The sequence below is a fragment of the Streptomyces daliensis genome (genome assembly GCF_054782395.1).
In genome coordinates this window covers 65,912-87,840 of record NZ_BAAGSO010000088.1, presented here as the reverse complement: position 1 = coordinate 87,840, position 21,929 = coordinate 65,912, and the positions used below count along the sequence as shown (strand labels likewise).

At 69.3% G+C, this 21,929-nt stretch carries 18 protein-coding genes, 1 tRNA gene and 1 pseudogene; 10 read left to right on the top strand and 10 right to left on the bottom strand.

The window, feature by feature from the left end; genetic code table 11:
* Nucleotides 1-13 precede the first annotated feature (13 nt).
* A tRNA-Pro gene (locus tag ACYVOO_RS19810) sits at nt 14-87 on the top strand.
* Between the two features lie 109 nt (nt 88-196).
* On the opposite strand, the gene ACYVOO_RS19805 is transcribed toward ACYVOO_RS19810, so the two are convergent.
* Complete coding sequence (locus tag ACYVOO_RS19805) at nt 197-415, bottom strand: hypothetical protein (protein WP_461016972.1); 219 nt, start codon at nt 413-415, stop codon at nt 197-199.
* A 155-nt stretch (nt 416-570) separates the two neighbouring features.
* Here ACYVOO_RS19805 and ACYVOO_RS19800 point away from each other — a divergent pair, with 155 nt between their 5' ends.
* Nucleotides 571-1,296, top strand: a complete 726-nt coding sequence (locus ACYVOO_RS19800) for a PPC domain-containing DNA-binding protein (protein ID WP_461016971.1) — start codon at nt 571-573, stop codon at nt 1,294-1,296.
* Between the two features lie 190 nt (nt 1,297-1,486).
* On the opposite strand, the gene ACYVOO_RS19795 is transcribed toward ACYVOO_RS19800, so the two are convergent.
* Nucleotides 1,487-2,212, bottom strand: a complete 726-nt coding sequence (locus ACYVOO_RS19795) for a MarR family winged helix-turn-helix transcriptional regulator (RefSeq protein ID WP_461016970.1) — start codon at nt 2,210-2,212, stop codon at nt 1,487-1,489.
* A 110-nt stretch (nt 2,213-2,322) separates the two neighbouring features.
* Here ACYVOO_RS19795 and ACYVOO_RS19790 point away from each other — a divergent pair, with 110 nt between their 5' ends.
* The 7 genes from ACYVOO_RS19790 to ACYVOO_RS19760 all read left to right on the top strand — a co-directional run bounded on the left by ACYVOO_RS19790 (nt 2,323) and on the right by ACYVOO_RS19760 (nt 9,382).
* Nucleotides 2,323-3,294: an aldo/keto reductase gene (locus tag ACYVOO_RS19790; RefSeq protein ID WP_461016969.1), complete on the top strand. Its 972-nt coding sequence runs from the start codon at nt 2,323-2,325 to the stop codon at nt 3,292-3,294.
* A gap of 77 nt (nt 3,295-3,371) precedes the next feature.
* Nucleotides 3,372-4,463: a Gfo/Idh/MocA family protein gene (locus ACYVOO_RS19785; protein ID WP_451826184.1), complete on the top strand. Its 1,092-nt coding sequence runs from the start codon at nt 3,372-3,374 to the stop codon at nt 4,461-4,463.
* A 194-nt stretch (nt 4,464-4,657) separates the two neighbouring features.
* Nucleotides 4,658-5,773: an NAD(P)-dependent alcohol dehydrogenase gene (locus tag ACYVOO_RS19780; protein WP_461016968.1), complete on the top strand. Its 1,116-nt coding sequence runs from the start codon at nt 4,658-4,660 to the stop codon at nt 5,771-5,773.
* A gap of 47 nt (nt 5,774-5,820) precedes the next feature.
* Complete coding sequence (locus ACYVOO_RS19775) at nt 5,821-6,903, top strand: MBL fold metallo-hydrolase (protein ID WP_347576821.1); 1,083 nt, start codon at nt 5,821-5,823, stop codon at nt 6,901-6,903.
* A gap of 123 nt (nt 6,904-7,026) precedes the next feature.
* Nucleotides 7,027-7,749 carry an alpha/beta fold hydrolase gene (locus ACYVOO_RS19770; RefSeq protein WP_461017285.1) on the top strand — a complete coding sequence of 241 codons (723 nt, stop codon included), beginning with the start codon at nt 7,027-7,029 and terminating at the stop codon, nt 7,747-7,749.
* Between the two features lie 168 nt (nt 7,750-7,917).
* The gene (locus ACYVOO_RS19765; RefSeq protein ID WP_461016967.1) at nt 7,918-9,060 is read left to right on the top strand and encodes a Gfo/Idh/MocA family protein; all 1,143 of its coding nucleotides are present in this window, start codon (nt 7,918-7,920) and stop codon (nt 9,058-9,060) included.
* 178 nt (nt 9,061-9,238) lie between these two features.
* Entirely contained in the window at nt 9,239-9,382 is a 144-nt protein-coding gene (locus ACYVOO_RS19760) for a hypothetical protein (protein WP_461016966.1), read from the top strand.
* Between the two features lie 42 nt (nt 9,383-9,424).
* Here ACYVOO_RS19760 and ACYVOO_RS19755 read toward each other — a convergent pair whose 3' ends face one another.
* From ACYVOO_RS19755 to ACYVOO_RS19735, 5 genes are all read right to left on the bottom strand, one after another.
* A complete protein-coding gene (locus ACYVOO_RS19755; RefSeq protein ID WP_125768477.1) occupies nt 9,425-10,015 on the bottom strand; it encodes an antibiotic biosynthesis monooxygenase in 591 nt (196 codons plus the stop codon).
* A 27-nt stretch (nt 10,016-10,042) separates the two neighbouring features.
* Nucleotides 10,043-11,482: an aldehyde dehydrogenase family protein gene (locus tag ACYVOO_RS19750; protein ID WP_461016965.1), complete on the bottom strand. Its 1,440-nt coding sequence runs from the start codon at nt 11,480-11,482 to the stop codon at nt 10,043-10,045.
* Nucleotides 11,483-11,638: 156 nt separating this feature from the next.
* Nucleotides 11,639-14,410: a helix-turn-helix transcriptional regulator gene (locus tag ACYVOO_RS19745; protein ID WP_461016964.1), complete on the bottom strand. Its 2,772-nt coding sequence runs from the start codon at nt 14,408-14,410 to the stop codon at nt 11,639-11,641.
* Complete coding sequence (locus tag ACYVOO_RS19740) at nt 14,410-15,312, bottom strand: LLM class flavin-dependent oxidoreductase (RefSeq protein WP_461016963.1); 903 nt, start codon at nt 15,310-15,312, stop codon at nt 14,410-14,412. The genes ACYVOO_RS19745 and ACYVOO_RS19740 overlap by 1 nt, the downstream gene beginning before the upstream one ends.
* The gene (locus ACYVOO_RS19735) at nt 15,309-17,549 is read right to left on the bottom strand and encodes an LLM class flavin-dependent oxidoreductase (RefSeq protein WP_461016962.1); all 2,241 of its coding nucleotides are present in this window, start codon (nt 17,547-17,549) and stop codon (nt 15,309-15,311) included. The genes ACYVOO_RS19740 and ACYVOO_RS19735 overlap by 4 nt, the downstream gene beginning before the upstream one ends.
* Before the next feature lie 119 nt (nt 17,550-17,668).
* On the opposite strand from ACYVOO_RS19735, the gene ACYVOO_RS19730 reads away from it, so the two are divergent.
* The gene (locus ACYVOO_RS19730) at nt 17,669-18,061 is read left to right on the top strand and encodes a winged helix-turn-helix transcriptional regulator (RefSeq protein WP_461016961.1); all 393 of its coding nucleotides are present in this window, start codon (nt 17,669-17,671) and stop codon (nt 18,059-18,061) included.
* A gap of 109 nt (nt 18,062-18,170) precedes the next feature.
* Here the strand turns inward: ACYVOO_RS19730 and ACYVOO_RS19725 are convergent, their stop codons facing one another.
* From ACYVOO_RS19725 to ACYVOO_RS19715, 3 genes and pseudogenes are all read right to left on the bottom strand, one after another.
* Nucleotides 18,171-19,103 (bottom strand): quinone oxidoreductase family protein, encoded by a 933-nt coding sequence (locus ACYVOO_RS19725; RefSeq protein ID WP_461017284.1) that lies wholly within the window; start codon nt 19,101-19,103, stop codon nt 18,171-18,173.
* 461 nt (nt 19,104-19,564) lie between these two features.
* A pseudogene (locus ACYVOO_RS19720) lies at nt 19,565-19,882 on the bottom strand (transposase); the annotation flags it as partial.
* 1,097 nt (nt 19,883-20,979) lie between these two features.
* The gene (locus ACYVOO_RS19715; RefSeq protein ID WP_461016960.1) at nt 20,980-21,927 is read right to left on the bottom strand and encodes a LysR substrate-binding domain-containing protein; all 948 of its coding nucleotides are present in this window, start codon (nt 21,925-21,927) and stop codon (nt 20,980-20,982) included.
* Nucleotides 21,928-21,929: the final 2 nt, after the last annotated feature.

The following is a 21,929-nucleotide window of genomic DNA, read 5'->3' as shown; positions in this document are numbered from 1 at the left end:
TACGGGCGCAGCACGGGACGTGGCGCAGTTTGGTAGCGCACTTGACTGGGGGTCAAGGGGTCGTGGGTTCAAATCCCGCCGTCCCGACAGGTAAAGCAGCAGGTGAGGGCGGGTCTTCCGGCATGGAGGGCCCGCCCTCATCGCTGTTGGGGAGAATTCTGGGAGAAGATCTTGGAATTTTCGGCCCTGACGATCCCTAGTGCGAGGCCCGCAGGAGGCGGTCGAGCCCCGCGACGGGCGATCCCGGAGAGAGTGCCCGGCGCTGCGCCAGAGCCTCCTCCCACAGTCGGGTGAGCCCCTGCATGAGGTCCCGTCGCATCGCGTCCGTGACATGGGAGTAGCGGGCCGACATCGAGCTGTCGACGTGTCCCATCCGTTCGTCCTTGAGCACCTTCGGCGTTCTTCGCGTGTCCATGTCGACGCTGTGCGAGTGCCGTTTCCCGTGCGGCTCGGCGATGATCTCGGCGCGAGGTGCGTGACGTCCGTGCGACCGTGCGCCGCGGCAGCGTAGCGTGACAGCGGTGCGACCGGGGCACGTTGGCATGAACAGCACCCGAAGAGAGCAGGACGATGCCCCAGGACGTCGATCTCTACATCCCCTTCCCCTCCTTACTCAGCGCAGAGTTCGAACGCGTCACCGCGAACCAGCTCATCTGGCCACGGAAACACCGGCTCACGCCGAGCAGGGAAGCGGAGGAACGACACCTCGCCCTCACGCTGGCCGAACGGGGAGCCCGCTTCCACCCCCACGCGACCGGCCCCGACCTCGACCTCGGGTGCGACCAGCAGCATTGGCTGTTCCTCTTCGACGACATCTTCGAAGGCAGATGGGGCCAGGACGCCGAGCACGCCGCACATGTCGTGCGGCAACACGACGGTGAGGACTTCATGACCGGCCTGACCGCGTTCTGCGCCGAGCGGGAGGTACGGTCCGGCTCGCTGTCGTTCATCGGCGGTTTCCGCAACGCCCGTCTGGTCGGGTCCTGCACTCCCCTGAAGAATCCTGAAGCCCCCCTCTGGGACGACGTCAGCGTCGACTACCTGGAGGTGTTCGGGGGCGGCACCCTCGCCTGGGACACCGAGGAGAACGTGCTCGCTCCCCACATCCACGTGGCCGCGGGCATCAAGGGAGCCTCCGCAGAGGGACGCGTGTCCCATCTGCTGGAGGCGACCGTCCAGTTCATCTGCGAGATCACCGTGGTGGAGTTCACCGGCGACGGAGGAGAACCGCCGCTGACGCGCCGCCGAGCGCCGGAGCTGTACAACGTTCCCCTCCTCAGCTTCGCGACCTCCTGACGAACAAGGGAGCGACGTTACGCAGAGAGCTTCGGTTCCGGGCGGGGCTCCGAGCTCCGCATCGTCGGCCCGGGGGTGCTCCCACCACGCCAGCGCGACACGATCGGCGGCGGGAAAGGCTTCCCGCCGTGTGCTGTGGTGCAGCCCAGCACGGCCCGCAAGCTGAGCGGACATCACTCACGTCCGCCAGTTAGGGCTGGTCAGGCTCTTGGCCGGCGGGCCCGCGGGGAGTCACGATCAAGGTGTCGGCCGGAGGCTGCGAAGCCGGATGAATCGTGGGTGACTGGCCGTCCGCCGCGCCGTCCCCCGGAGGCGAAGCCGCAGAGCCCGCGTCGGGTTGCCCGCGCTTGATGGCCGCGTCCACCGCGGCACCGATGCGGCGCAGTGCCGCCAGCTCCTGAGGACCGAGATCATCGATCAGGTACTCGCGGACTGCGGCGACGTGTCCCGGCGCCGCTGCCACCACTACGTCGTAACCGGCCTCGGTCAGCGTCGCGGTGGTGCGCCTTCCGGAACCGGGGATCCGCTTCCGTGCGAGCAGTTCGCGCTTCTCGAGCCGACCGACGACATGGGAGAGCCTCGACAGTGACGCCGCCGTTCGCGCGGCCAGGGCGCTCATCTGCATGGTGCGATCCGGCTGCTCGGAGAGGACCGAGAGCACCATGTATTCAAAGAAGGTCAGCTGAGCCTCGCGCTGCATGCGCGCATCCAGCGCGGCCGGCAGGCTGATCATGATCGCGGAGTTGGCCAGCCACGCCGCCAGCTCGTCGCCGTTCAGCCATCGCGTCTCGGCAACCGGACCGGTGGACTCCCCCGAGTCGGAGCCTTCGTCGGCACGAGCCGTCGCCTCGGATGCCGGCCCGTTCCGTGGTCGCCGACGGCGCCGGCCGTTCGTGTCATCTGCCGTGCTCGCCATGAGGACATCCTAGACCCACTTATTGACGCGTCAAGTTCGAAGGAGTAGAACTTGACGCGTCAAGTTCGCTCTGCGGCGCTGAGGCCCGCCCCACACGGAATGGACAACAGATGCAGTCCACGTCGCTCGGCAGGCTCGATGTCCCGCGCATCGGCCTGGGTGTCATGGGGATGTCGGCGTACTACACCGGCGCCGGCCGGGACGGAGCCGAGTCGATCCGCACCATTCGTCGCGCCGTCGACCTCGGTGTCACCCATCTGGACACCGCCGAGGTGTACGGCCCCTACGTCAACGAGGAACTGCTGGGTCGCGCGATCAAGGGCCGCCGGGACGAAGTCGTCCTCGCCACCAAGTTCGGCCTCGTCTCCCACACCGGCCGGCCGGGCCCGGACAGCACCCCCGCCAACATTCACACGGCTGTCGACGGCTCACTGCGTCGGCTCGGAACCGACCGCATCGACCTCTACTACCAGCACCGGGTCGACCCCAACACTCCCATCGAGGAGACGGTGGGGGCGCTGAGCGAGCTGGTGGAGGCGGGCAAGGTCCTCCACGTCGGACTGTCGGAGGCGGCAGCGGCGACCGTCCGCCGGGCCCATGCGGTCCATCCCGTGGCCGCTGTCCAGAGCGAGTACTCGCTGTGGACGCGGGACCCGGAGGCCGAGGTGCTGCCCACGCTGCGTGAGCTCGGCATCGGACTGGTTCCCTACGCACCGCTGGGACACGGCTTTCTCACCGGTGACATCCGCACCCTGGACGGCCTGGACGCCGCCGACTGGCGTCGCTCCAATCCCCGGTTCACCGGCGACAACCTCACGCGCAACCTGCGCATCGTCGACCAGGTACGCGAGGTCGCCGACGAGGTCGGGGCCACGCCCGCGCAGGTCGCTCTGGCCTGGCTGCTCGCGCAAGGAGACGGCATCGCGCCCATTCCGGGGACGAAACGCATCGACCGCCTCAAGGAGAACAGCGCCGCCGACGGCATCCGACTCACCCCGGGCCAGATCGCCCGCCTGAACAACCTCACACCGGCGTCCGGCGAACGCCATGCCGAGCCCGACATGGCCGCCGTCGACCAGTGAGAGAAGCGCGAACGCGCCGATTCGCCCCGCGCACCACACCACGTCTTGCTTCAGTGAAAGAAACGGAACACCACATCATGTCAAGCAATCTCATTCGGGTCGGCATCATCGGCGCGGACACGAAGGCGAGCTGGGCGGGCGCATCGCACATACCCGCGCTGGCGGCACAGCCCGACTTCCACCTGGCCGGTGTGGCGACGCGGCACGAGGAGAGCGCGCGCGGCGCTGCCGAGGCGTTCGGCGCCGAGCGTTGGTTCGCGGACCCCTACGCGCTCATCGGTGACCCTTCGATCGACCTCGTCACCGTCGCGGTGAAGGTCCCGGCCCACCGCGAGCTCGTCCTGGCGGCCCTCGCGGCGAACAAGGCCGTGTACGCGGAGTCGCCGCTGGGCGCGACCGTCGCGCAGACGGAAGAGATGGCTGAGGCGGCCGGCTCACTGCACACCGCGATCGGCCTGCAGGGCCGGCTCAACCCCTCGGTACGCCGCGCGGCGGAGATCATCGCTGAGGGCCGGCTCGGGCGGCTGCTCTCGGCGCGAGTCGCCGCGACGACCTTCGGCAACGGCCCGGAGTCGGTGAGCGCGTACGAGTACTTCGACAAGGCAGCGTCCGGAGCCGGTTTCCTCACCATCGCCGCGGGCCACGTGCTGGATGTGGTCGAAGCCGTTCTCGGCGACATCACCGAGATCGACGCCCGCACCGAACTCCTTTGGCCACAGGTGAAGTTGGTCGACACCGGCGCGATATCCGTCCGCGAGGTCCCGGATCACCTCGACGCCATCGCCAAGACCTCCTCGGGGGCGCCGGTCGGGGTGCAGATCCTGGCGGGCGTGCCCGCCCCCGACGCCCACTTCAGTCTGGAAGTACGCGGCTCGGAGGGCTGGCTGAAGCTGACGGGCGACCACCCCGCGGGCGTTCAGGTCGGCGACCTCACCCTCTCGTCGAGCGTCGACTTCACCGCGCCCGACCGCCCGGTCGCCACCGGCGCGGGACCCACCGCCGCCGACATCTGGACGGGCGCCTCCATCAACGTCGGCGAGGTCTACGCCAGCCTGGCCCGCGACATCACGAACGGCACCCACCACACCCCGGGATTCCAGCACGCCGCCCACAACAGCCGTCTCATCGCCCGAGTCGAACAAGCCGCCCGGACCGGCGTCCGGCAGTGACACCACCGCACCTCGCGGCACCGTGCATTACCGCCATGACGGATACGGCGACCGATCCGCGGGCACGGGCGGCCGACATAGGTTCGGACCCGCTGAAGGGTTCCTGAGGCCCACCCCCCTATCAGGGAGTCGTTGATGATTTCAGTCCCTCGTCACCATGGCCCTCGCGGCGCTTCGCGGCAGGCTCACGGCGTATGACCACCTCCGCGCGCGCCGCTGTTCTCGAAGCGCAGGACGGGCCCTTCGAATTCCGCGACATCGAGATCGAGGACCCGCGGCCCGACGAGGTACTCGTTCGCATGGTCGCGACCGGAATATGCGCGACCGACGCTCAGGTGCGGGCACAGCGCATGGCGACGCCGCTGCCGGTGGTGCTGGGACACGAGGGAGGAGGAGTCGTCGAACGCGTGGGGGCCGCTGTCACCACCGTCGAGCCCGGTGACCACGTCGTCCTCTCCTACCACTCGTGCGGCCGCTGCAAGCCGTGCATGTCCTCGCACGCGGCCTACTGCGACAACGTCTGGGCGGCCAACTTCGCAGGTGCCCGCCTGGACGGCTCGAACGGTCTCCACGTCGCCCACGGTGCTGAGCCGCACGGTCACTTCTTCGGCCAGTCCTCGTTCGCCACCCACGCCCTGACGCACCAACGGAACACGATCAAGGTCCCCCGCGATCTGCCCCTCGACGTCATGGCTCCGCTGGGGTGCGGGCTGCAGACGGGCGCGGGGGCCGTACTCAAGGCCCTCACCGTGCCGGCGGGAGCGTCCTTCGCGGTCTTCGGCGTGGGAGCGGTGGGCCTGGCTGCGGTCATGGCGGCACATGTCGCGGGTGCCACCACCATCGTCGCCGTCGACGTCGACGCCGGCCGCCTCGATCTGGCCCGCGATCTCGGAGCGACGCACCTCGTCGACCCCGGCCGGGTCGAGGATCTGACCGGCGCGCTCCGCGCCGTCGACGAACGCGGTCTGGAGTACGTCCTCGACACGAGCGGCCGCCCGGAGAACCTCGACGCCGGGGTCGGCGCCCTGGCACCGATGGGCCGATTCGGCTTCGTGGCGTTCCACGAAGGAACGGGCGCCATGCTCGACGCCGGCCGGCTCACGCTCGGCCAGTCGCTTCAGGGCATCATCCAGGGCGACGCCGTCTCGTCGCTCCTGATCAACGACCTTGCCCAGCTCTATCGAGCGGGCCGGTTCCCCATAGACCGACTGCTGTCCTTCTACGACTTCGCCGATATCAACACCGCGTTCGAGGATGCGGGCTCAGGCCGCGTCACCAAGGCAGTCCTTCGATTCACGTCACCGGGATAGACCACCCGTTCGACAACTTCCCAAGAACACAGAAAGGCGTCCCGCCTATGTGCCAGAGCAGTCAGATACCCATCAGCGTCGAAGAAACCCCGAGCTTCTACGGGATCGACCACTATGGATTCCCCCGCGCTGGGGCGGACGACCCGTTGGACCCCGCGGGCTATTACCCCCCGTATTTCCAGAGCGAACACTTCCAGAAGTACGGCTACCACGTGGAAGAACTGCGCGGCGGCTTCTACTGGGTCACCAGTGCCGGCTACGACGCCGCATTCGTGGTGACCGAGGAGGGCGTGGTCGCGATCGACGCACCCCCGACGCTGGGCGAGAACATGCTGGCGGCGATCGAGGACGTCACCGACCGACCGGTGACCCACGTCATCTACAGCCACTGGCACGCCGATCACATCGGCGCGGCCTCCGTGTTCGGTCCCGACGTCGAGATCGTCGCCCACCGCATCACCAAGGAACTCCTGGAACGCTTCCCCGACCCGAAGCGCCCCCTGCCGACAAGGACGTTCGACGACGAACTCGTCCTCGAAGTGGGCGGCGTGAGCCTGCAGCTCTCCTACAGGGGAGAGAACCACTGCCCCGGCAACATCTTCATCTACGCACCGCGGCAGAAGGTGCTCACGGCCGTCGACATCGTCAGTCCGGGAAGCGTCACGTTCATGCACTGCGACGCCTCGCAGAACATCTCCGGCTGGTACGAAGCTCAGTCCCAGATCCTCGAATACGACTTCGACTACTTCGTCGGCGGGCACCACATGCACTACGGCACCTACGAGCAGGTGAAGCTGTGTGTGGAGTACTTCACCGACGTGCTCGAGGGGGCGACTGCGGCGGTCGAGCGGTTCAGCCGCTCGGATGCGCTCGCCGACATCGTGACCGGCACCGGCTGGAACAGGATCTTCGTCGGTACCGAGAACTGGATCAGCTCCATGGCGAACTACACCACCCGCCACGTCCTCGAGAAGGAGACGAGCGACGGCCGGCTCTGGTGGGAACGGCTGGCAGGAGCCACCACCCAGACCAAGTACCACGCGTACACCGTGCTGGAATCGATCCGCCTCGAACGGCCCCGGCCCGACTACCGCCTGCGGGGCGAGAATCCTCCGGTCTTCCTGACCTGACACCGTTCTGAACGGTGCGAGCGAATGACCCTTGTATACCTGGGAGTTCGCATGCACATCGGTTTCTCGCTTCCTCAGTACGGCGCGATGTCCGACCAGCTCGAATCAATTGGAGAATCCGAAATGCCTGCAGTCCTCGTCCATGGTGTACCTGATACCCACCGGCTCTGGGACACCGTCCGTTCCTATCTTCAACGCGAAGATATTGTGACGATCGATCTCCCCGGGTTTGGCGTACCCATACCAGCGGGATTCACGTCGACGAAGGAAGAGTATCTCGATTGGCTTATTAAGAAGATCGAAGAAATCGGCGAACCCGTCGACCTGGTCGGTCATGATTGGGGGTCTCTGCTCACGGGTCGTCTCGCGTCTATCCGGCCAGATCTGGTGCGGACATGGACAGGCATCAGCGGACCAATCGATCCGGAGTATCCGTGGCACTATCTTGCCAAGATCTGGCAAACGCCGGGCGAGGGTGAGAAATGGATGGCGGACCTCGACCTCGAGGCGTTCGCAGCAAGCCTCAACGAGGCTCAGATGCCGCGCGACGCGGCAGACGAAGCGGTCCGGCATATCGATGCCACTATGAAGGCAAGCATTCTCGCCCTTTACCGTTCGGCGATCGAGGTCGGGGCGGAGTGGAAGCCAGGTTTGAGCAACGTGACCGCACCAGCGCTAGTGATCTGGGGCCTGGACGATCCGTTTCTTCCTCACCGCTTCGCCGACGAGCTCGGTAATGCCACACGCGCACGTGCCGTCTTCAAGCTGCGCAGCTCGCACTGGCCGATGATAGAGCGTCCGGCCGATGTCGCGCGCGAACTCGAGGCCCACTGGGCTCACGTGTAAAACCTGCGCTTGGGTCACTCGGGCTCAAACTCCGCAGCCGCTACGCGAACGGCAATAATTGCTCGCTCGCCATGGTGAGCCCGAGTGCCCACGCATTTGTCCGGAAACGAATCATCGTGACGCAGCCCGGAGAGCGTTGCCGGGGCTGCACACGGCAGGAGCATCCTAATGACGAATTCAGCAAATACCCGGATCGGCGTCGGCCTCATCGGGGCTAGTGCCGATCGGGGTTGGGGCGGAATTGCTCACGTCCCGGCGCTGCAGGCGCTCGACGCGTTCCAGATCCGCGCCGTCAGTACGACTCGTATGGAGAGCGCGAACGCGACCGCTCGTCGGCTGGGCGCCGATCTCGCATTCGACACACATGAGGCTCTGGTCGTGCGACCGGAGGTCGACCTGGTGGTGGTTGCGGTCAAGGTGCCGGAGCACAAGCAGATTGTTTCCGACGCGCTGGCCGCAGGCAAGATGGTTTATTGCGAATGGCCGCTCGCAAGAAACCTATCGGAGGCCGAAGCGCTGGAGGGGGTTGCCCGCGAGCGGCGGCTGCGGACGGTTGTCGGATTGCAGGGCGGCCTGCACCCGCCGATCCTCTTCCTTCGCGACCTCATCGCGCAAGGCGTGATTGGCAAGCCGCTCAGCACGAGCATCCGAGCGCATTTGACCGACGACATGTGGGTCGGCCGATATGACCCGCCGGTCGAGTACATGGCTCACGCAAAGCATGGCGCCACGCTTCTGAGCATCATGCTCGGCCACGGGCTCGAACCGCTTGCGCGCGTGCTCGGCACGTTCGAGAGTCTGTCCGCCGTCGTCGCCAATCAGCGCGGTGACGGCGTCCGCCTCTCCGATGGCGCGTCGCTGCCGAAGGACGCGCCGGATGAGATCGTCGTCGCCGGCGTTCTCGAAGGCGGGATCGTCACGTCGCTGCACTACAGTGCCGGGCAGTCTGCCGGCTCGGCGACGGTATGGGAGATCCAGGGCACCGAGGGCAGTGTGCGTGTGGAGTCGGCGTCGGGCTACATCCATTTCACCGATTTCACCATCACGCTGCGCCGCGGCAGCGAGCCTGTCCAAGTGCTACAGGTCCCCCCCGCTTATGCGGCTCCTGACCTGCAACTCGACGCACCCGCAGCGGGGGTCGCCCGCCTCTACGCCCAGTTCGCCGCCGACCTCCGCGACGGAACCGCCGAAGCGCCGGATTTCGCGGTCGCACTCGACCGCCACCGGGTACTCGAGGCGATCACACGGGCCGCTGAAACAGGTCATCGGCAGCATCTGTCCCGCCCCGACCGAATGAACTCCAATCTTTGAACCCGGGAGAGGCACTGCCGCAGGACCCGAGGAGATGGCGATCCGCGAGCTAACCCTGACCTGATCGCACAGAGCTGACCCGCGCCGTGCAGCGCTCATCCGCATCGCCGAGGCCGAGGGCCGCGACCCGGCCGGCATCGACGCCATCCTGAGGGTCAGCCCCACCACCGAGTCAACCGTGCCGGAGATCGCGGACATCATCCTCCGTACGGGAGACGAGACGGACGTCGACCACGTCTTCGTCGACTTCGTCCACCTGGCCGACCAAGGCGTGGACCAGGCCCTGGAACTGCTGCGTCAGACGATGGAACTGTGCCGCTGAAAGCCGAGCCGCAAGACGGCGCGGTCCGCCCCGGGGGCCGCGTCATCGCGTCGGTCCCTCGCGCGCGGTCGAGGTGGCGGCATAGAGCCAACGGCGCAGGACGAGGGTCACAGCCGGCATCATCAGATACGTCATCAACGTACTGAACAGCAGCGCGAGCATCAGCACCCGCGCCACAAGCGGCCAAGCACGGAGCGCCGGCCCCAGAAGACCGTTGCCGATCAGGGAGATCGGGAGTACGGCCGCGAAGGCGGCGAGCGCCATCTTCCACCGAGGCGGCGCCGTCGTGGGCGTGTCGTGCGCAGTGGTGAACAGGGTCTCCATGCCGGAGAGTTCGCGACGCGCCACCTCGCTCTGATGATGGCCCTCGCAGTGGTCGAACAGTGCGGCCCGCTCAGGTGACGTCGTCCAGTGCCGCGCGGACTCCTGGTCGCGGAACCGGTGGATCAGAACCCATGGCCCGGCGGCCGTGGCAGGCCGGAACAACCCGTCCCCCAGGTGTCCGGGAAACGCTGAGGCGGTGTCGGTCACCCGCCCGAACCACTCCCGGAAGTCCTGCTCGTAGCCGGGTTCCACAGCGCGCGCGGTCAGCAGGGTGACGTCGGCCGGGCCGACGTCGTCCGTCTCGGTCATCGATTCTCATTCCGCCGTCGAGAGCTGTCAGAGCTGCGGTGCCACATGCACGAGGTGCTTGGTCTCCTGGAATTCCTCGATCCCGCGAATGCCGTTCAGGCGGCCCACTCCCGACTGCTTGAAGCCGCCCTCCTCGAACTGGTCGTGGACCATGGCCCATGTGTTGGTCCAGACGGTCCCGGCCCGCAGCTCGCGGCCGACGCGCAGGGGGCGGTCGACATCACGGGTCCAGATGCTCGCGGCCAGGCCGAACTCGGTGGCGTTGGCACGCGCCACGGCATCGGCCTCGGAGTCGAACACCTCGAAGGTGGCGACCGGCCCGAACACTTCGCGCTGCACGATCGGCGAGGACACGTCGGCGACCTCGATCAGGGACGGGCCGAGGAGCGCCCGGTCCCGCTTGCCCCGCACGAGGACGGTGGCGTAGTCGGCCGCGGCGGCCACGGTCTGTTCGACCCGTTGGGCGTTTCCTTCGTCGATCATGGCGCCCATCTCGCTGGCGGGGTCGTCGCCGGGCCCGACCCGGACCGTTTCGAGGGCGGCGACGAGCCGCCGCCGGAGTTCGTCGGCCACGCCGCTCTGGACCAGTATCCGACTGCCCGTCATGCAGAACTGGCCCGCGAACATGGTGACGGCCTTGGCGAGCACGGGCACGACGGCGTCCAGGTCGGCGTCGTCGAAGACGAGCATCGGCGTCTTTCCGCCCAGCTCCATGGACAGCGTTTTCAGCGTCGGGGCGGCCTGTTCCATGATCACGCGGCCGACCGCGGTGGAGCCGGTGTAGCTGATCACGTCGACGTCCGGGGAGGAGACCAGCTCCGGAGCCCCGGCGTTTCCGCTCTCGGTGAAGACATTGAACACGCCCGGGTCCAGGCTCGGCGTGTCGGCGATGATCTCGCTCAGCACTCCGTTGACCAGGCCGGTCTGCGCCGGCATCTTCATGACCACGGTGCAGCCGGCGGCCAGGGCGGGTGCGAAGGATCGCGCCGAGAGGATGACCGGTGAGTTCCATGGCACGATCACCGCGGCGACGCCCGCGGCTTCGCGCAGGGTCATCGAGTACATGCCGGGCCGCACCTCCCCGGCCCTGCCGTGGTCGGTGAGGGAAAGCGCCGCGTGGTAGCGGAGCTTGGGCACGGTGCCTTCGACTTCGAGGGCCGCCTCGGCGAGTACTTTCCCGTTCTCCCGCGCCAGGAGGGTGATCAGTTCGTCCTTGCGCTGCTCGAGCCGGTCGGCCAGTTCGTGCAGCGCTGCCGCACGCCGGTGACGGTCGCGGGACCAGGCGGTGGAGTCGAAGGCCCTTCGGGCCGCGGCCACGGCGGACCTCGCCTCCCGCGCACCGCCGTCGGCGAAGGTGCCGAGCAGGCCGTTGGTCGCGGGGCTGCGTGACTCGCCGCGGGCGCCGGAGTCCTGCCACTGCCCGTCGATGTAGTGGCGCGCGTGGGGCAGGGTTTCGGATGTGGGCATGAGGTGACCTCTCGTCATGCGTCGCACGGCGTTTCGCCGCGGCGCGGGACAACGTCAGCGACGCTACAAATCAGGGCCGGTGAGCGAATCGGGCGGGCAATCCGTCGTTTTCCGCCGGAGGCGTCGTGCGCCCGCTCCGCCGCGGCCTCCCTGCGCTCACGGCGGCTCACAACCGGCGTGGAGGTCGCTCAGCTCGGTTCGGGTGTTGATGCCGAGCTTGGCGAACACGTTCCCGAGGTGGTGGCCCACCGTGCGGTGGCTGATCCGCAGCTGTACGCCGATCTCGCGATTCGTCAGCTGGTCGGCGGCCAGTTGGGCGACTCGCTGTTCCTGGGCGGTGAGCCGGTTCATCGCCCTGGTGTCCGAGCTTCCCCGGCGTCCCGGCGCTCCGGTGAGGTCCTGCTCGCGCTGCGCGCGTTGGCGCAGCGGCTCGGCACCGAGCCGGTCGAACGCCTCCAAGGCGGCGCCGATCCGGACGCGCGCATCGGTCCGCCGGCGGCCCCGTCGCAACCACTCGCCGTAGGACAACTGAGCGCGCGCGTAGAGCAGCGGGTGGGATCGGGCACCCGGCACGTCGAGTGCGGCCCGGAAGGCACCCTCGGCCCGGGCGCCGCCGAGGAGCCCGCGCGTGACGTGCGCCGCACAGCGGGCCCACGGTGCTCCCGTGCGCCGCTCCCAGGCTTCGAGCACCCGTACCCGTTCGTCCGCGAGGTCGCTTCTGCCGACGCGCACGGCCGCCTCGGCCGTGTCGAGAGCGGCCAGGAGCGCGAAGGTCGGGTGTTCCGCGCCATGGCCCGGCTCGGTCAGGCGCACCAGGATGTCCAGTGCTTCCTCGGGACGCTCGCGAAACAGCGAGGCCATGCCGCGGTTCCAGTGCGCGGCGGCGCTCAGCGCGCGGACGCCCTGCGGGAGTGACGTCTCCAGAGTCCTGGCGGTGGCCTCCGCGACGGCGTGTTCGTCACCACGCGCCGCGGCGAGCCAGCCCAGGCTGGTGCGGCAGTGGGAGGCGATGTGGTCGGCACCCAGGTCCTGGGCCAGCCGCAGTCCCTCAGCGGCCGAGGACTCCGCTTGCGGCCAGCGGCCGGCAGCGTTGTCGAGCATCGCGGTCTGGGCCAGGGCGGCGGCGAGCCGAGCGCGCTCGTTGCGCCGCCGCAGGTGCGGTAACCGGCGGCGCAGCGCGTCCGCCATCGGCTTGTCGATCCCCCAGGCCAGGGCGAGGGGTGTCGGCGGCAGCAACGGCAGGATGGTCGTACGGGCCCGCGCGGCGGCATCACCGAGGTCGGGGGTGTCCGCCGGCGCCGCGTCGGCAGACACGTCGTCGCTCCACCAGGCAAGCGTGCCGGGTAATCCGGTCCGGCCCTCGACGTCGTCTTCGCGCAGCAGCTCCAGCGCTCTGTCCCGCAGGTCGCCGCGTCCGACGGACCAGGCGGCGCGCATGGCCAGCGTGCCCAGTTCCAGCGCCGTTCCCGGTTCCGGGACGCGCTTCATGTCGGTGATCAGGAAGTGGTGCGCCATCTCGGGCATGCCTCGGGCGAACTCCATGATCCCCCGCAGACCCCGGCTCCGCCGGGCGACGTGAGCACCGGGGGCCAGCCGTTCCGCGTCATCGAGCAGGCGCTCCGCCGTGGCTGTCCACCCGGCGTCCCAGGAAGCCCTGGCCGCCTCGGCAAGGCGTTGTGAGGCGTCGATCGGTGCGGCCGACAGTTCGGCGGCCCGCCACCACGCCCGTGCCGCCGTGTTCGTGGCCCCGCGGAGCCGGGAGCGGGCGGCGGTCCGTTCGAGGAGCCGCGCGACGTCCTCATCGCGTCCGTGGGCCAGGGCGGCGAGATGCCATGCGCGCTCCTCCGCCTCGTCCGGCATCGTGGCGGCCAGGGCGCGGTGAGCCCGGCGCCTCGTCGCGGCGCCGCAGCCCTCGTAGACGGCTCTGCTCACGACGGGGTGGCGGAAACCGACGCGGTTGCCCGCCACGTGGAGCAGGCCCGCGTTGGTCACTTCCTCCCAGACGGCGTCACCGGCACCCGACGCACGGCCGGCCCGCTGCACCGTGAGCCGGTCGCCGTGCTCCTCGGCCGCCGCGAGCACGGTCAGCAACTGCGCCGGAGGGCTCAGGGCCTCGATCCCGGCGCGGAAGGCCCGCTGCAGGCGCGGCCCGACGGGCGGTCGTCCTCGCTTCCGGCGATGCTCGGCGTCGTCGAGGTCGCCCCCGAGCGTGGCCAGTTCGTGCAGCGCCAAGGGGTTGCCCCCGGCCTCCCGGACCATGTTCCGCGTCGTCGCCTTGTCGGTGAGCGGCGCCACGGCCGCCACAAGCTGCCGCGCGCTCTCGTCGCTCAGGCCGTCGACCCGCACGTCGGCCACGCCTTCCCAGGGCCGGGCGGCCGGATCGCTGTGATCGGCGAGCACGACGACCACGGGATGCGCTCCTACGCGTCGAGCGACGAACCCCAGGCACAGCGCGGTGGCCTCGTCGAGCCACTGCCCGTCGTCCACCACGACGAGCACGGGCTGCCGCTCGGCGAGTCCGCAGAGCAGCGACAGCACGGCCGCCCCGACCATCAGGCGGTCCGTCGGCTCACCGCTCAGCCCGAGCGCGGTACGCACAGCGGCGGCCTGGGCCGTCGCCAGCAGCTCGACACGGTCGGCCAGCGGTCGCAGCAGCCCGTGCAGCCCCGCGAAAGCCAGGTCCGACTCGGGCCGGGTGGCCGAGTGGCTCAGCCGGACGAAGTCCGCGGCCTGGCCGTACACGTGGCGGAGCAGAGCTGACTTGCCGATACCCGGCTCGCCCCACACCACGAGCGCGCCACCGCTCCCGCCGCGGGCCTGCGTAAGCAGCCCGTCGAGAACCGCGGTCTCCTCGCGGCGTCCGAACAGCTCCGTCGGCGCTGCCGCTGTCGCAGCTCCGTCACCGGGCCCGCCACGCGCCCACCGCATCACGTCACGCGTTCGGACTGGACGAGTTCGCGGGCGCGCGGCGCGACCTCGTGACCGAAGAGGTTCAGGTCGGCGGGCTCGTCCGAGGCGAGGATGAACCCGGATACGCCGTACTGCAGGGCGAGGTCGGCGATCTGTTCGGCCCAGTCGCCGGGAGTCCCCTGCAACAGGCCGCCGCCGGCGCCGGACGTGAATCGGCCGCTCAGGTTGAGCAGGCGGCTGACCGCCGCGGGCTCCCGACCGGTGGCGGATGCGGCCTCGTCGATCTGCTCGTTCATCGCGCGCAGCGATGCCGGGCCCTCGGGCAGGAAACCCAGGGAGGGCAGCCAACCGTCGGCGATCTTGCCCGTCAGCCGGAGCATGCGCGGCTTGTAGGCACCGATGCGGATCGGGATGCGATGGGCGGGTGCCGGGCCGCGCTTGGCGCCGTTCACGGTGTAGAACTCCCCGGTGACACGGAGGGGCCCGGTCTCGTCGGTGGCCCACAGCCCCCGGATCACGTCCACGGCCTCCTCCACCGCCCGCACGGCCTGGGCCGGTTCGAGCCGGCGGCCTCCCATCGCGACGATGCCGTCCCAGAACGCGCCCGCTCCGATGCCCAGTTCGACTCGCCCGCCGGTCAGCCGGTCCAGGCTCGCGGCGGCGCGGGCCAGCACGGCCGGGGGCCGCAGCGGAAGGCTCAGCACGTTGCCGCTGATCCGGATCCGTTCGGTGCGTGCGGCGACGTACGACATCAGGGTCCAGGTGTCCTGGAACGCCGACTGGTAGGGGTGGTCCTGGAAGCTGACCAGGTCGAGGCCGGCCCTCTCGGAGGTCAGGGCCAGCTCGACCGGCGCCTGAGGCGGGCGGGCGGTGGGGGTGATGAAGCTGCCGAACCACAGTTCGTGGCCGTAGTCGCTCATGGGGTGCTTCCTCCGGGGTGGTTCGCGGCGGGCGTGAGGGCGAAGTTGTCGCCGAACACGCCCTCGGGGTCGTAGACGCTCTTCAGCTCACGCAGACGCGAGAGGGTCCGTGGGGGCCAGGCCGCGGCGATCCGCTCGGCCCGTAGGCTGGACTCGAAGCTGATGTAGAGGCCGTCGAGGAAGGGGCTCAGCCGGGCCCAGGCCCGGTCGACCACCTCGTCGGCACCGCCCATCACCACGAGCGAGAAGTTCGCGTCGCGGTGGGCGTAGGCCGTGGCGTCCGCGGGGACATCGGCGACGGCGCCGCCGACCGAGCGGAGCTGGAACCAGCCGATCGCGCCGCTGCGGATCATGCGAGCCGCCGCCGCGGCGAACTGCGGGGTCACGTGCCGGAGCAGACCGCTGCGTGAGACCGGTTCACCGTGGGAGACCGGTGGGTCGTCGCTCGCGTTGTCCATCACGGCCGCGTAGGACGTGATGACGATGTCCTGGGCGTACATCTTGGAGATCGCGGCCAGTGGCTCCAGCCGGGCGCGCACGGTCTCCGGGTCCGAGGAGTCGACCATGGTGCGGCTCACCGCGAGCGCTGGTCGTCCGCCGCGCGGGGGCGCCACGATGACGAAGCTGGTGAGGTCCCGCGGTGAGTCCTCGACCGCCCGGCCCCACTCGACGAGGTAGCGCTCGAGGTCGCTCGCGTCCTGGGTGAGCCGGGCGAAGGCGACCGCGCCCACGTCGTCGGCCTCGAACTCGAAGGCAGTGACGATCCCGAAGTTCGCGCCCGCCCCTCGCACGGCCCAGAAGAGATCGGGGTTCTCCCAATCGTCGGCCCGGACGGCGGAGCCGTCCGCGAGCACCATCTCCACGGCCCGCAGGCGGTCGATCGTCAGGCCGTGCCCGCGCGCGAGGTACCCGATGCCCCCCGCCGTGGCGAGACCGCCCACGCCGACACCCCCGTAGTCGCCCGAACTCAACGCCCAGCCGTAGGGCTCCAGTGCGGCCGCCACCTCGGCCCAGCGCGCACCCGGGCCGATGCGCACCCGGCGTGTCTTCCTGTCGAGCACCTCGATCGCATTCATCAGTGACACGTCGATGACGATCCCGCCGTGATTGGTGGAGCGGCCGGAGACCCCGTGTCCGGCGCTTCGCCGAGACAGGGCCACGCCGGGATGCCGGCGGGCGAACGCGAGCGCTTGGGTCACCTGCTCGTTCGTCGCCGCCCGCAGGATGATGCCGGGCGCACCGCCGCGCAGATATCCGGACCGCAGCCGGGCGTAGGCCGGATCACCGGGCTCGACGACCTCGGCCATCTCCGGCGGAGTGCCCTCGTAGTCGATCCCCGGCAGGCGCCTGGCGCGCACGGCGGACCGCCTGACCCGCGCGCCCGACCATCCGCGCGGAAGCACCGCGTCCACGGCCGCCCGCAGGGCCGGGGCAACCTCGCTCGCGAAGCCTGCCGCGACGTCTCGCTCCACGGTGTCCAGCACGATGGTGCCCACCCCGTGCTCGACGACGAGTGGCAGCAGGTCGTTCACCCAGTCCGCGGCGGTCCCGGTGAACCTGCCTGTCCGCTCGCCGAAGCCACCGCGGATCGTGACCCGTCTGCGGATCTCGCGGGGATCGCGGCCTGCCCCTCGCGCCGCCTCGTCGACTGCGCGGTTGCCCTGCGTCAGCGTGACGGCGTCGCACCCTGTCGACCACTCGTCAGCCCGCAGCCCGACCAGCCGGAGCAGGTCTTGGCCCTGGCCGTCCACGGAGATCGGCACGTCGTGCGCGGGCGCGGCCTTCTCAGCTCCCGCGAGACGGTAGAAGCGGCCGGTGAACCGGCCGAGGCCACGGTCGAGGACATTCCAGAGCTCGCGAACGACGGCGATCGCTTCACCCAGTGCCGCGACCGAATCGGCTGTCCCGGACGCGGCGGTTGGCGGGCCCGCTCGGAAAGCCAGTTCGACCCTGCCTTCGGTGAGCCGATCCAGGCTTGCGACGGCGCGTGCGAGCATCGCCGGATGGAGGGTGGCTGGGCGTGCCTCCAGCACCAGTCCGAGAGAGACCGTCGCCGCGGCGATCCAGGACGCCACAGTCGACGGTTCGAGATCGTCGCCGCCGGTTCCGGCCGGGACGACCAGCAAGTCCAGTCCCCACTGCTCGGCCAGGCCCGCCACTGCGACCAACCGGCCGGGTCCGCAGTCGGCGTCAGAGGGCAGGTGCAGTCCGAACCTCAGCGCGTGCCCGTAGTTCATCGCGCGTGGTGACAGGCCGAGTGTGCGTTCATGGACCAAGGCTGCACGGCGATGATCACAGGCAACAAGCGGGACATGACCAGGTCATCAAAAGTGACACGCTCCAGTATCGTGACCGTATGACCGGTCCTCGACAGCCCAATGATTCCTCCGCCACCGCGGGCCAGAGCCGCCCGGAAGCGGGCTATGAACACATCGACGACGACGTGTGCCGCAGTTTTCAGCGCTCGGTCGAGATCGTGGGCAAGAAGTGGAGCGCCGCGGTGCTCCTGGCGGCGATGCGGGGCGCGCGCCGATTCGTCGACTACCGAGCGCGGATCCCCGGAATCTCGAACCACCTGCTGTCCCAGCGTCTGCGTGAGCTCGAAGGCCACCAACTGATTGAGCGGCTCGTGGTGCCGACGACGCCGGTCCAGATCACGTACCGGCCCACCGAACAAGGCGCCAGCCTGATGCGTGTCCTGCATCCGCTGATCGAATGGAGCGCCAAGAACGAGGACATGGACACCTGACGAGCTGGTCGCATGCCGCCCACGCACCCGATCCGTTGCGGACTGGGACCGGTGATTGCGCGGGCGGCCGCTCGCGGTGTGGCTTCAGCGGTGCGGGGACAGGAACGGGTTACGGGACCAGGACGATCTTTCCCGTGGTGTGGCCGGCCATGATCTTGCGGTGGGCAGAGGCGGCCTCGCGCAGGGGGTAGCTGTCCGCGATCACGATGCGCAGGCGGCCTGCTGTCGCGGCTTCCGTGAGCTGCAGGCGGGCGGCTTGGCGGATCTCGGTGCCGGGATCCGCGCCCGGCACACCACCCAGGAGCTTGATTCCCGCGCGAGCCCCGCGCTCGTGGCCCGCGATGGTGGCGATACGCAAGCGGTCCGGCACGAGCTCCACGGAGACGTCCACCGCCTCCTCGGTGCCCACGAGATCGGCGGCCGCGTGCACGCCCTCCGGCGCCACCGCGCGCACCCTGTCCGCCAGTCCCGGACCGTAGACGACCGGGATCGCTCCCAGCTCTCGCAGGAGGTCGTGCTTGGCCCGGCTCGCCGTGGCCACGACCGTCGCGCCGCGTGCCACCGCGAGCTGCACGGCCACGAGACCGACGCCTCCCGCGGCACCGTGGATCAGCACCGTATCGCCCTTGCCCAAGCCGATCGCCTCAAGCGTGTGTACGGCTGTGGCCCCGGCGGCCAGCAGCCCGCCGGCCTGCTCCCAGGACAGGGCGACGGGCTTCGGCACCACGGACGGGGCGGGCACGACGATTTCGGCGGCGTAGGCCCCCGGTGCGGAGTGGGTGATCACTTCGTCACCCACCGCGATCGGACCTGCGGGGCCGATCGCGTCGGTACCGACGGCTGTCACCACGCCCGCCGCCTCGACACCGAGCCGGACCGGCAGTCTCTCCGGATCGGTACCGAAGGCACCGCTGTATGACTGGTAGTCGAAGGGATTGACGCCGGCCGCGCGGACCTTGATCCGTACCTCGTTCGGCCTCGGCTCCGGGACGGCGACATCGATCACCGACAGGACCTCGGGACCGCCATATGCGCCCGCCACTACCGCAGTTGTTTCGCTCATACGAGAGGACAACAGGTGCGCGAGGTGCCCCATTCCTTCGGTCCGACGGGACCGGTCACCCGGGCCAGGCACGGTCGCGTCGTTCAGGGCCGGGGCGCCGCCCCGTGCGGGGACTCGTCCACGGATGCACGGCGAGAGCGATCTTGCCGCGCGGGCGTCCGCGTCCTGGGTCGACGGAGCCGCCTTCCAAGAGGCTGTGGGCGTGGGCGACGTCGGCCAGCGGCAGCACGGCGCCGATCACCGGCCGGAGTGCTTTCCGAAGCCACCGAAGGCGGTCAGTTTCATGGCGGTGCCGCGTTCAGCTCGTGTGAGCAGGGGCTGACCGGGGTCTCGCTCGAGCCGATTGGGCTGCTGGGTGAGCGCCGGTGCGCCGGTGCGGTGTCTACGTTGTGGGTCACCTCCGCCTGGGGCGGCCGGGGTAGGACTTCCCAATGAAGATGTCAAGCCGCAGCGGTGTCGGGCGGTGAAGCGTGATAGCACGCACCGTCACGAATCATGGTCCACAGGACATTGACGCGCCGTCGTGCAAGGGCCAGCAGAGCTTGTTTGTGTCCCTTCCCCTCGTTCCTCTTGCGCCGGTAGTACGCCTTCGAGGCTGGACAGGACTTCAGGCTCGACATCGCCGACAGATACATCACTCGCAGCAGGCCACGGTGGTGGCGCTTGGGTCTGCGCAGGTTGCCGCTGACGCGTCCGGAATCGCGGGGCCGCGGTGCCAGGCCGGCGAAGCCGGCCAGCCGGTCGGCGCTCCCGAACGCGTCCAAAGCGCTTAGCGGCACCGCATGACACCAGCCCTACACCCAAGATCCTAGCCATCTCCGCCGCCGTCACTCACTCCCGCCAGCAGGGTCCTCGACTACCTTCAGCCAGTGCTCGACGCCATCCGCATATGCCCGGACTGCCTAGGTGGCGCCCGGCCGCCGTCCAGACTTGCCCGACCCACCTCCCAGCCCGCACCGGCAAGGCCGGGCGCCGCTCCTTCGAGGCGATCCGACATGATCTGCGCCGGACATCTGGCGTACGTACGGACCCGGCGGACCTGGCCGCAGCGCTCAGCAAGCTGCTGGGCAGTTCCCGCTCACGCGTCGCGGTCCCGGCCCACTGGGGGAAACGGCGCGAAACAGGAAACAGCCCTGAACCGGACCACCGTCCTCCCGACCTTGTGAACGGGAAAAACAGCCAGAGGCGGTGGTCCTGTCGCTCCTGGCCAGGCCTCCGTGACGCGGAGGGCAAAGACGGGCCCGGCCAGGACGGCCTCGGAGGAGGATTGCGCGTCCACGCGCTTCCCTGTTCACACGAAGGTACGAGCATGCGCTGCTGGACGGATACGGCCAGAGGGGCAGGGGTAACGCCAGCCGTCCTGAAGGATTCGCCATCGTGGCAGATGCACTCCCCCGCCTCTGAGCAAGAAGAGCATCACGCGTCGGTCACCGGGACTCAATGACCAGTTCGGGCTACGAGGCTTCGCCCCAGAAGACGAACTCCAGGACACCACTGAGGAAACGTGTGCCGTCTTCGCGCACCGCGCAGATCTTTGGCACTACGGGCTGGGGCCGGGTCCGGGCCCAGCCGGGCGCTCTTCGAGCAAGCAGAAGTGAAGCAGTCACGGCGATGACGGCACGTGCTCGTACGCGCTCCTCGGAATCCCAGTACCGGAGCCCGACGCAGCACCTGCGCCTACAAGCTCTGGGAGAATTCTGGGAGATGATCTACCTCGCCGGACCCAGACCTGCGCCATTCCCTCGCAGCGGCTCGATGTCAAATCCGCACTCGCGCGGATCGTTGAGGATCGGATCGCCCCGGTACTCCGTCACGGTAGGACACTCGACCCGCTGAACGGACCGGCCGCGTCCGGTCATCTGCGTGGTTCCAGCAGCGCGGAGTCGGTCTCCCGGGCGACTGCCACGATTTCCTTGATCAGGAGCCGGGTACTCGCGGACGGCGGCCGGTCGGCGACCGTGCTGATCCCGATCTCGCGGGGCACCGTGTCAAGAGCCAGGGGCAGTACGGCAAGCAGGGGGTCCCGTGCGCCGATCAGCATGGGCAGTGGAGCGACGGCGTCTGTTTCCAGCAGAACCGTCCTCAGCGTGAGGATCGTCGAGCACTCGATGATGTTCGCGGGGAGGGGGAGGCCCCGGCAGTCGAAGAGTTCGTCGATTTCCTGGCGTAGCTGGGTATTGCGGCCCGGCAGGATCCACGGCAGGTCCATGAGGTCCTCGATGCCGCTGGTGGGTTTCCCGCGGCAGGGGTGCTCATGCCGGACGACGAGGCGAACCGGTTCGTCGTAGAGCCGCACGTGACGCAGCGTGGCGTGCGGGCGGGACGGCTGGAGTCGGCCGACCAGAACGTCCACCTCGCCTCGGGAGAGTTGCAGGCCGAGTTCCTCGGGCATCGCCTCGACGACCGAGACGGTGAGGTGCGGGTGGGTCTTCTTGAGCCGTATCAGGGTCTGCGGCAGCAGGGAGTAGGCGCCGGCGAGGATGGTTCCGACCCGGACGGGCTCCATGCCCAGCCGCTGGAGTTCGTTGATACGTCCGGCGGCGGCCCGCACATTGCCCACGACCGCCCGGGCGTGCTCGATGAAGACGTCGCCGTACTGGGTCGGGCGGACACCGCGCGGCCCCCTGGCGAAGAGTTCGACGCCTGCGATCGACTCGATCTCCTGGAGGCTCCGGGTCACGACCGGCTGGGTGACGTGCAGCGCCTTTGCGGCACCGACCAGGGTGCCCTCATCGGCCACGACAGTGACGAGCACGAGGTGGCGCAGTTTGAGCCGACCGTCCAGGAAATGATCCACGTTCATGT